This is a genomic window from Pseudomonas sp. SDO55104_S430 (assembly GCF_054070595.1).
This window is the reverse complement of record NZ_JBSVXG010000402.1, coordinates 1-2,774: the sequence shown is the minus strand read 5'-3', so window position 1 is coordinate 2,774 and position 2,774 is coordinate 1. Positions and strand designations below refer to the sequence as shown.

General features: G+C 62.9%; 4 protein-coding genes. 1 reads left to right on the top strand and 3 read right to left on the bottom strand.

Features of this window, described 5'->3' with window-relative positions:
- Window positions 1-88 precede the first annotated feature (88 nt).
- The 3 genes from ACW9JE_RS30105 to ACW9JE_RS30095 all read right to left on the bottom strand — a co-directional run bounded on the left by ACW9JE_RS30105 (window position 89) and on the right by ACW9JE_RS30095 (window position 2,292).
- Entirely contained in the window at window positions 89-1,045 is a 957-nt protein-coding gene (locus ACW9JE_RS30105) for a quinone oxidoreductase family protein (RefSeq protein ID WP_457434833.1), read from the bottom strand.
- Window positions 1,046-1,074: 29 nt separating this feature from the next.
- On the bottom strand, window positions 1,075-1,248 hold the full coding sequence (locus ACW9JE_RS30100) for a DUF1427 family protein (RefSeq protein WP_110963981.1): 174 nt from the start codon (window positions 1,246-1,248) through the stop codon (window positions 1,075-1,077).
- 273 nt (window positions 1,249-1,521) lie between these two features.
- Window positions 1,522-2,292 (bottom strand): AraC family transcriptional regulator, encoded by a 771-nt coding sequence (locus ACW9JE_RS30095; protein ID WP_457434832.1) that lies wholly within the window; start codon window positions 2,290-2,292, stop codon window positions 1,522-1,524.
- A 145-nt stretch (window positions 2,293-2,437) separates the two neighbouring features.
- On the opposite strand from ACW9JE_RS30095, the gene ACW9JE_RS30090 reads away from it, so the two are divergent.
- Window positions 2,438-2,665 (top strand): DUF6555 family protein, encoded by a 228-nt coding sequence (locus ACW9JE_RS30090; protein WP_224540271.1) that lies wholly within the window; start codon window positions 2,438-2,440, stop codon window positions 2,663-2,665.
- The last annotated feature ends 109 nt before the right edge of the window (window positions 2,666-2,774 follow it).

Here is a 2,774-nt window from a genome sequence, read left to right as displayed (position 1 = left end):
GCGGTGTGTCAGCCTGCAAATTCATCGACTGACACGACGCCTTCGCGAGCAAGCCCGCTCCCACAATGGTCAGGCGGTGTGGCGAAAATCAGGGAATAAGAATGACCTTGTCACTGCCACCCTCATTCACCTCGGCATACCGCGCCAACCCTTCGGCCAACGGCGATTCAACCAGCCCCTGAGGCAGCGGCAACAGATCCTCATCGAAAAACCTGCCGAACTGATCCAGCATCGCCGCACAAGCCTGCACCCCGTACAGCAGCGAATTGATCCCCACCACCGAACCGCCCTTGCGATACAGCCCCAGGGCCGGCAACTGCACCATGCCGTCCACCGGCGCGGCGATGATGGCGATGCGGCCGAAGGTGGCCAGTGCCGCAACGGACGCCGGCAGCCAGAAGCCCGTGGTGTCGAAAATCACATCGGCACCGCCACTGAACAGAGCATTCACCTGTGCGCCGAGGTCCTCAGGCTTGTCCAGTTGCAGGGTCTGATAACCCTGATCCTGCAAGGCCTTGACCTGCTCCGGCCGGCGCGCGGCCGCCAGTATCTGCGCGCCACGGACTTTTGCCAGCGCCAGTGCCGCAGTGGCCACCGCCCCGCCGCCGATCACCAGCAAACGGGTTTGCGCCGTCACCAGACTGCGCTCCAGCGCATCCCAGGCCGTGGTGTACGGCACGCCGAGGCTGGCGGCCTGGGCGAAACTCAGGTGCGTGGGTTTGTGCGCCACACCATTGGCCGGCAGTTTGACGAATTGCGCGTGGGAGCCATCGGCGAAAAAACCCAGTTCGCGGCCGGTGCCCCAGACTTCCTGACCAATCAGCGCCTGTGGGCCTTCGACGACAACGCCTGCAAAATCGCGCCCCGGAATGCGTGGCAGCGTGGTGTAGGGAAAACGCCCGAGGACGTTCTTCACGTCGCTGGGGTTCAGGCCCGCAGCCTTGATCTGCACCAGCACCTCATCGGCGCCGACAACCGGAGTGGGCACATCGACGTAGCGCAGGGCCGAGAGATCGCCGGTTTTATCGAACTGCAGTGCTTTCATCAGGTGTTGCTCCAATCGACAAAGGGAATTCAGGAGATCCAGCCAGCCACCAGCTGCCGGCCCATGGGCCACAGCTTCTCGCCGGCCAGCATGCCGAGCAGACCGATCAGCGCGACGGCCGGTGGTGCGGGGGAACGAAAGTCCAGGGCGCCGTACAACAGACCGACACCCAGGCCGATGACCAGCGAAATGAAGTAGCTCATGGCAGACTCCGTGGGGCAGATGAGAGATGCCGCCAGTCTAGGGAGCCGTGAATCCGGGCACCGGCCAAACACTTCTGAATTTGCGCCAAACAGCCTTGCCCCTGCCCATATCGAACAGGCGATGAGAACATTGTGGTGAGCGGGCTTGTGTGGCGAGGGGGCTTGCCCCCGTTGGACTGCGCAGCAGTCCCATCTTTTGGGGCCGCTTCGCGACCCAACGGGGGCAAGCCCCCTCGCCACAGGATCAGGTTCAGTTTGAGGTGGGTGTCGGGTTCAGGAAGCGGTATGGAATTGGGAGGGCGCGACACCCAGTTCCCGCCGGAACATGTCGCTGAAACTGCTCGGCGAATAACCCAACTCCCTCGCAATGACACTCACCGGCACACCCTGGATCAACTCCGCCGCAGCCGTTGCCAATTGCACCTGCCGCCGCCAATGGGCAAACCCCATGCCCAGCCCATCCTTGAACAACCGAGCCAGGGTCCGCACGCTGGCGCCGGCGTTTTCCGCATGATGTTCAAAGGGAATATCCAGCGACGGCTGGGCCATGACCGCCTGACACAAGTTCATCAAACGCCGGTCGGAGTGATCCGGCAGCGGGATCTTCATCCGCGAGCGCCGGGCGCGCTTGAGCTCCAGCAAGGCCAACCCGACCAGCGCCTCGTAATACTCCGGCGCCCCGTCATCGCCCTGCTCCACCAGGCTGACGATCAACTCGCGCAGCAACCCGCCCACCTCGATCACCTGCACGCTGCTGTCCAGGGTCGCCGCCAGCGCGGGCCGCAGGTAGATATTGCGCATCTGCAAATCCGAGACCACGCGAATCCCGTGGGGCACGCCGGGCGGAAGCCACACCGCCCGTTGCGGCGGCACCACCAGCGCCTCGTTGGGCGTCTCGACCCACATCACCCCGCTCATCGCATACAGCAATTGCCCCCAGACATGCTCGTGCGGCTCGATGAACAACCCGCGCGGATAGGTCCGCGCCAGCGGTTGCACGGGCACATCGGTATCACTCAAATCAGGCGGGACGGCGAGGGCCATGGTCAATGATCATTGGGTTTGGTGGAAACACATGGTAACGAGGCGCCGAAAAGCCCGCCAGCCAGTGCATCCGCTGGACACTCCGACGGAATTTTCCGCCTGGTGAGCGATCCCTCTAAGTACAACAGGGAGGAATACGGGCCATATGATCAACGCAAAACTTTTCGTCATCGAGTACACCCTTCATGGCGCACCCAAGTCGTTCATTATCCGTCTGGAAAAAATGGACAACGCCGAGGCCTGGCACTGGGCAAGCTGCGACGCGGGCGTGGGCCGGATTCCGCGCTTCGGCCGCGAGAAGGTGCAAAAGACCAGCAAACCGATGGCGGAGAAGTTCGGCGTGGAAAACGTCAAATGGCGGCCGGCGAATTGACGCCTTGCGAAGCCCTTGTAGCAGCTGGCGAAGCCTGCGTCCGGCTGCGAAGCAGTCGTGAAATCAGGCACCGCGGTCCGTCAGACAGATCCGGTACACAGGTTTTACG

Bases quoted from the DNA above. Each gene is read 5' to 3' on its own strand.
- ACW9JE_RS30105 (WP_457434833.1), bottom strand. From the start codon at position 1,045: ATGAAAGCACTGCAGTTCGATAAAACCGGCGATCTCTCGGCCCTGCGC.
- ACW9JE_RS30095 (WP_457434832.1), bottom strand. From the start codon at position 2,292: ATGGCCCTCGCCGTCCCGCCTGATTTGAGTGATACCGATGTGCCCGTG.
- ACW9JE_RS30100 (WP_110963981.1), bottom strand. From the start codon at position 1,248: ATGAGCTACTTCATTTCGCTGGTCATCGGCCTGGGTGTCGGTCTGTTG.
- ACW9JE_RS30090 (WP_224540271.1), top strand. From the start codon at position 2,438: ATGATCAACGCAAAACTTTTCGTCATCGAGTACACCCTTCATGGCGCA.